The sequence below is a fragment of the Oleiphilus sp. HI0117 genome, from assembly GCF_001635235.1.
In genome coordinates, this window is sequence record NZ_LWGA01000394.1 from 1 (window position 1) to 204 (window position 204).

The window sequence follows — 204 nt, forward strand, 5'->3', positions numbered from 1 at the left end:
ACTCATCAGCAAATTGCCTGACTGTTACTTGCTCTTCTCCACTTGTTGTTTCATCCTCATGGACCATAGCAACAACTTTTAACAAGAGCTCTCTTTGTCGTTCAGATTTCTGAGATATTCCGGTAAAACTGGCACTAATCTGATCAGCGCTTTCAGTCACCTTCTGATTAATGTGGACAAGATTTTCCTTCACAAGCTCTGCTT

At 41.2% G+C, this 204-nt stretch carries 1 protein-coding gene; it reads right to left on the reverse strand.

The annotated features are described in order from the left end of the window. A partial coding sequence (locus A3757_RS04675) for a hypothetical protein (RefSeq protein ID WP_156506178.1) occupies positions 1-193 on the reverse strand: 193 nt, incomplete at its 3' end. Positions 194-204: the final 11 nt, after the last annotated feature.